We start from the raw sequence: 5,901 nt of genomic DNA, 5'->3' as shown, positions 1-5,901 counted from the left end.
CTCGCCCTCCCCGCGCCCGAAGGTCCCCTCGGCGCCGGCCGTGGACGGGGGCCTCGACGCCTTCGGCGGTCCCGACCCGCTGGACGACCCGCTCGACCTCGGTGGGGACGACGGGCCCGAGCCGTCCCCGGGCCCGGGCAGCGACGTCGACGAAGAGGGGTACGAGAGCTACTGGTGGCCCGCCGAGGAAGGCCCCGAGTCGGCTGAACGCGACGTGCAGGTGGCCATCCTGCGCGGGCTGGCCGACTCCTTCGAGGACGCCGGGGAACGCGCGAAGTTCGTCCATGAACAGGTGATCGTCCTGGAGCGGGGCGGCTTCAGCGAGCTGGCGCTGCGCATCCGCGAGGAGTACCCCGAGCCGGACGGGCGGGAGGCGCCGGACACCGAGGAGCCCCGGTGAACGCCGGGGGCCCCGATCACCCTGATCGGAGCCCCCGTGCGGGACTCTGGCGGACGGTGCCGACCGCCGCCGAGGCTCCCGCCGCCGGCGTCCCGGTCACCGGACCTGCGGCCGGTCCCGTGCCGCCTTTCCCGCGGACCTCCCTCAGACGGAGGACCCGGACTTCCTGCGCCTGGTGAACACGAAGGCCGCCACACCGGCCCCGATCGCCACCACCGCCGCGCCGACCAGCCCCCACAGGCTCGCGCCGGTCACGGCCAGACCGCCGTCCGATCCGGCCGCCTGCTCGGGTGAGGGGGACGCGGAGGGCTCCGCGCCGGGCGTCTCCTCCGCGACGGGAGCCTCGGTCGGCTGCTCCTCCTCGGGGGCCCCGGGCTCCTCACCGTCGGGAGTCGGCTCGGGTTCTCCCGGCTCCTCGGGGGTCTCGCCCCCGTCGGGCCCGCACGGAGTCAGCTCTGCGGAGAAGTCGCCGTTGTGCAGCTCACCGTTGCCGACGACGCCCGCCGACAGGGAGCCGTGCTCGAAGGAGGCGGCCACGACGTTGCCCTCGATGTTGCTCGGCGACAGCCAGCTCACCTTCGCGTCGGGGGCGAAGACGGTGCCCTCCAGGGTCCGGCTGTCGGGGGTGAAGGTGACGGAGGCGGCCTCCCCGAAGTTGAACAGCACGTAGCGGGCCTCCTCCAGCCCGATCCCGGCCATGTTGGGGGTGCGCCACTCGAACCGTCCGCCCACGCCCGAGGTGTCGACGTTGACCAGGAGCGGCGCGTCCGGTCCGGGCTTGTCCTCGAAGGTGATGACCTCCAGGGCGGCCAGGTCCTCGGCGGCGACGTTCCACACGTTCTGGGTGCCTTGGGCCAGCGGCAGGGTGACGTTGGCGCCCTGCTCGAAGGGCGGCAGGGCCTCGGAACCCTCGCCCGTCCGCAGCGGGACGATCCCGCCCTCGCACGCGGCGAGTCCGGCCGAGCGCTCGCGGTAGGCGGGGAACAGCCCGGCGACGTCGAGGGCCGGGCCGGTGACGGACTCCTGCGGCTGGCGGACGGTGAGCGAGACCCGCGGTGTGCTCTCACGGCCCTCGGGGCCGGCGACCACGGTGTTGACCTGGGCGCCGTTGTGGTCCGTCGTGCTGATGTCGGCGTCCGCTGCCGCGCCGACCTTGACGTACCCGCTCTGGAGCACCTTGAGGTCGCCCTCGCTGGCGCCGAAGTCCACCCGGCCGTTCACCAGGAGGGCGGTGGGGTGCTCGTCCCCCTCGGCGGTGTGGGAACCGGCTGTGTGGGCGGCCACGTTGTAGTCGCCGAACACGAGGTCGCCGCCGACCGCGACGGCTCCCTCGGACTCGTTGCCCGCCAGGACCGCGTCGCCTTCGGTGACCACGAGGAAGCCCTGGTTGCCGGACACGGGGTTGACGGCGGTCTCCGCCAGCGCGGGGGCGGCGGGCAGCAGCCCGAAGGCCAGGAGGGCGGAGGTGGAGGCGCAGGCCCCTCTCAGGAGCAGTGAGGGGGTCTGGGGACTTCTCGGCATCTCGGATGTTCCGTTCCGGAGTCTTCGTACGGGTGGGGAATGCGGACTGGTGGGGAAGGGGCGGACGAGCGGGGCGCGGGAGAACGGGGAAGCGTTCCTCCGGGGTGCGCCGGACGGGGACGACAGCGGTCGTCCCGGCCGTGGGCCCCGTCGAGCCCTCCGCTCCCGGGCGGGAGCCGGGAACGCGTCCCGTGGTCACGGAACGTGTTGGGAGCGCTCCCGGACCTGGCACGCACGGTGTCCTCTCCTTCCACGCGCGACACGTGCCGCCGGTTGCCATGCCGTCGCCGTTGTTCCGCTTCCGTGTCCTGCGCGGTGCCGCCGCCGTCGGCTGGGGGACCGGGCGGGTCAGAGGTCACGGGACCCCGGTTCCGCGTCGGCCAGGCGGGTGAGGAGTTCGCCCAGCAGGATGCGCTCGCCGTGGCTGAACTCCGCCCGCGACCGGTCCAGGACCGAGCGCAGGGCGATCGCCCGCCGCGCGGGTTCGCGGTCCCGGTCGGCTCCGGGGCCGGTACCGGCCGCCACGCCGGTGTCGGCGCCGGGAGCGGACGTGATCGCCGTGAGGACCGCCTCGCGCGTCCTGACGGACAGCGACAGGTCGGGCCGGTCGGAGCCCGCCCTGATCAGGCTGAGGGTGACGCCCATGCCCGCGGCGTGCACCATGTCCGCCGCCTGTTCGACACCGACCACGAGCCGGCCGGCCTCCGCGACCCGGTGCACCAGCGTGAGCAGGACGCGCCGGGCCTCCCGTGCGGTCTCACCGCTCCCGCCCGGCGCGGGGTCGCCGTACATCAGCAGGTAGTGGGCCGGGTTCTCCACACCGAACCCGACGTGCAGGTCCCAGCCGCCCCGCAGGTCCTCCACCGGGTCGGACGAGGCGGGCTGGGCCGCCTTGCGCGCCAGGTAACGGGTGAAACCGTCCGCGGCCACGGCGTTGAGCAGGCCGTCCATGTCCCCGAACAGGCGGTAGATCGTCGGGGGCTGCACCTCGGCCGCGGTGCTGACGGCTCGCGTGGTGACCGCGGTACGCCCGTGGTTCCTGAGAAGGTCTGCGGCGGCCTCGATGACCTTCTGCCGGTTGTCGCTGCGAGAAGCCATGTATCGATGATAACGGGATTCTGGTATCACCTTTGTGTTATCGTCGATCAAGAACTAGTGTTATCGGCGCTATCAAAGGTGGGCGGAAGGCCGCCCCGACGGGAGGACGATCATGAGCAGCACCGAACAGCGTGTGGCGCTGGTGACCGGCGGATCGCGCGGTATCGGACGGGCGGTGGCCGAACGCCTCGCCGCCGACGGCCAGGACGTCGCGATCGTGTACGCGGGCGACACCCCCGCGGCGGAGGCCGCCGTCGCCGCGGTCACCGACGCGGGCGGCGGCGCCGTCGCGATCCGGGCCGACGTCGCCGACGAGGACGCCGTGCGCGCGGCCTTCGACGCGGTCGAGGAGCGGTTCGGCGGCGTGGACGTCGTGGTCAACTCCGCCGGGATCATGCTCCTGGACACCGTGGCCGATTTCGATCTGGCCGACCTCGACCGCATGCACCGGACCAACATCCGTGGCACCTTCGTGGTCAACCAGCAGGCGGCCAGGAGGGTCCGCCGGGGCGGGGCGATCGTCAACGTCTCCACCTCGGTCGGCAAGCTCGCCCTGCCGACCTACGCGGCCTACGCCGCCTCCAAGGGCGCCGTGGACGCGATCAGCCCGGTACTGGCCAAGGAGCTGCGGGGCCGGGACGTGACGGTGAACGCCGTCGCCCCCGGGCCCACCGCCACGGACCTGTTCCTGGCGGACAAGAGCGAGGAGCAGGTGGAGCGGCTGGCCGGGATGAACCCCTTCGGGCGCCTCGGCGCCCCCGAGGACATCGCCGAGGTGGTCTCCTTCCTCGCCGGGCCCGGCCGCTGGGTCAACGGCCAGATCCTCTACGCCAACGGCGGCATGGTCTGAGCCCGACGAGGAGTCCGAAGAACGGTGGGGGAGCGGGACCGGGTGTCGCCCGTTGGCGGATCTCCCAGCGGTGAACCGGGGGAGCGGAGCACGGCGTTAACCCGGTGAGGACAGGCAGCCCCGCGTGTGGCGAGCACGCGACGACGGAACGGAAGAGACCATGGCCGCAGACACGGAGAAGCCCGCGACCGCGACCGCACCCGCCTCCCCGAGCGCCCTGCTGACCCCTCTGGGCGCGGCCGTCGGCGCGGGGCTCCTCACGGGGTTCCTGACCTCCTACGCGCAGGGACTGCTCCCCCACGGCCTGGCCCCGCTGGCGAACTCGGCCGGGAGCTGGAGCCTGGTCGCCTTCCTTCTCGGCATGCTCTCCCCGCGCCCCTGGGTCTCGGCGATCGCGTGCGCGCTGTCGCTGGCGGCGATGGTCCTCGGCTACGACATCGCTTCCGTCCTGCGCGGATTCTCCGCCTCGCCAGGGGGGACGTTCTTCTGGCTGACTGCCGCCGCCCTGGTGGGGCCGGTCCTCGGCTGGGGCGGTAACGCGCTGCGCACGCGGTCCCGCCTCGCCCCGCTGGCTGCGGGCGCCATGAGCGGCGTGCTCGTCGGCGAGGGGGTGTACGGACTCCTCTACATCGCGGACACCACGTCCCCGGTCTACTGGTCCTGCTCCATCGCCGCGGGCGCCGCGTTCCTCGGATGGGCCGCGGTCCGGCGCTGCCCCGCCCCGCGCCCGCGCTCCCTCGGGCTCGCCGCGGGGACCGCGGCCGTGGTGGCTACGGCCTTCGTCCTGGTCTACTCCGGCGAACTGATCCTGTGGTTCACCGGCTGACGTCCCCGCGCTTCCACGCAAAACCCGCATCTTCCACGCAGACCCAGCCTCTTCCACGCGAACTCCACGCCTTCCCCGCGGCCCCACCGCTTTCCACGCCGAACCCACGCCTTCCACGCCCGGACGGCCCCGCGCCCGGACCGGCCGGTGCCCGCCCGGCAGCTGGTCAGGTGGGGGCGCCTCCCGCCCGGGCCCGCCGACGTACCGGTTCCGGCAGCGGGGCGGGCGGCGGAGGCGGGGCGGATGCCTGCTCGGGATGGCTCGAAGGTGCCCTGAACAGGGAGAACCGTTTTGGAAGGGCGGCCGGGGGTACATGGGGCGAACATGCACGCATAACTCTCAAACGGCAATAAATCGGACGGGCGGTCGGGTGTCCGCGACACGGCCGACGGCGCGGGCCGTCGCCGGGAGGCGGGGACCCCGGGGCGTGTCCGGACCGTTCAGAAGGGTGCGCAGAAGGTGAAACGGAGTACTCAGGACAGCGGAGGAAGCACGGGCCGGTCCGCCAAGGGCGGAGGCGGCAAGGCCCGGGGGGACGTCGCGCCCAGCGAACGGGAGGCCGTGGCGGGGCCCGCGCGGGCCAAGCGGCCGGCGGCCGCGCCCAAGGCCCCCGAAGCCGAAGCCGCCGAGCCTCAGGTCCCCGAACCCGAAGCCACCGAGCCCCGGGCCTCCGAGCCGGGCGTCGAGCACACCGGCCGCGTCCCAGGGGCCGGACGCCCGGTCCGCGCCCCCGGGGTCGAGGACCCGGACGTGCTCCTCGACGTCCCGGTGGTCAAGGTCGACGAGATCGGACTGGAGGTCGAGAACCTGCGGGCCTCCGTCTCCCTCCAGGCCGAGGTGCTGGACCTGCTCAAGCTCAAGGTGGGCGCGGACGTCGAACTCGGCCGCGTCAGCCTCACCCTCAAGGGGGTCGAGGCCCAGGCCCTGCTCAAGGTCCAGCTCGACAACGTCCGGGAGATCATCACGCGGGTCCTGCAGACCATCGACACCAACCCGCAGATCCTGGAGCACGTGACCCGGGGGGTGGAGTCCTCGCTCGACCAGGTGGCGGGCGGTGCGGGGCAGGCCGTGGGAGCCCTGGGCCGGGGCGCGGGCGGCGCGGTGGAAGACGTGGGCCGGGGAGCCGGGAGCGCCGTGGAGGGTGTGGCCCGCGGAGCCGGGAACGCGGTGGAGGGTGTGGCCCGGGGCGCCGGGGAGGCCGCGCGG

The 5,901-nt window shown here is 73.8% G+C and carries 5 protein-coding genes and 1 pseudogene; 4 read left to right on the top strand and 2 right to left on the bottom strand.

The window, feature by feature from the left end; translation table 11 throughout:
* A pseudogene (locus DQW06_RS11985) lies at positions 1-400 on the top strand (hypothetical protein); the annotation flags it as partial.
* Positions 401-544: 144 nt separating this feature from the next.
* Here the strand turns inward: DQW06_RS11985 and DQW06_RS11980 are convergent.
* Positions 545-1,921, bottom strand: coding sequence for a choice-of-anchor A family protein (locus DQW06_RS11980; protein WP_117198436.1), 1,377 nt, complete (start codon positions 1,919-1,921; stop codon positions 545-547).
* A gap of 348 nt (positions 1,922-2,269) precedes the next feature.
* Positions 2,270-3,019: a TetR/AcrR family transcriptional regulator gene (locus DQW06_RS11975; RefSeq protein ID WP_013151601.1), complete on the bottom strand. Its 750-nt coding sequence runs from the start codon at positions 3,017-3,019 to the stop codon at positions 2,270-2,272.
* A 112-nt stretch (positions 3,020-3,131) separates the two neighbouring features.
* Between DQW06_RS11975 and DQW06_RS11970 the strand changes: the two genes are divergently transcribed.
* From DQW06_RS11970 to DQW06_RS11960, 3 genes are all read left to right on the top strand, one after another.
* Positions 3,132-3,869 (top strand): SDR family oxidoreductase, encoded by a 738-nt coding sequence (locus DQW06_RS11970; RefSeq protein WP_071621473.1) that lies wholly within the window; start codon positions 3,132-3,134, stop codon positions 3,867-3,869.
* Positions 3,870-4,029: 160 nt separating this feature from the next.
* Positions 4,030-4,695, top strand: a complete 666-nt coding sequence (locus tag DQW06_RS11965) for a DUF6518 family protein (protein ID WP_013151603.1) — start codon at positions 4,030-4,032, stop codon at positions 4,693-4,695.
* A 459-nt stretch (positions 4,696-5,154) separates the two neighbouring features.
* The coding region (locus DQW06_RS11960) for a hypothetical protein (RefSeq protein ID WP_117198437.1) at positions 5,155-5,901 on the top strand (747 nt) is incomplete at its 3' end.

This window comes from Nocardiopsis sp. TNDT3, assembly GCF_003427465.1.
GTDB classification, from domain to species: domain Bacteria; phylum Actinomycetota; class Actinomycetes; order Streptosporangiales; family Streptosporangiaceae; genus Nocardiopsis; species Nocardiopsis dassonvillei.
This window is presented reverse-complemented; position numbering and strand designations above follow the sequence as displayed.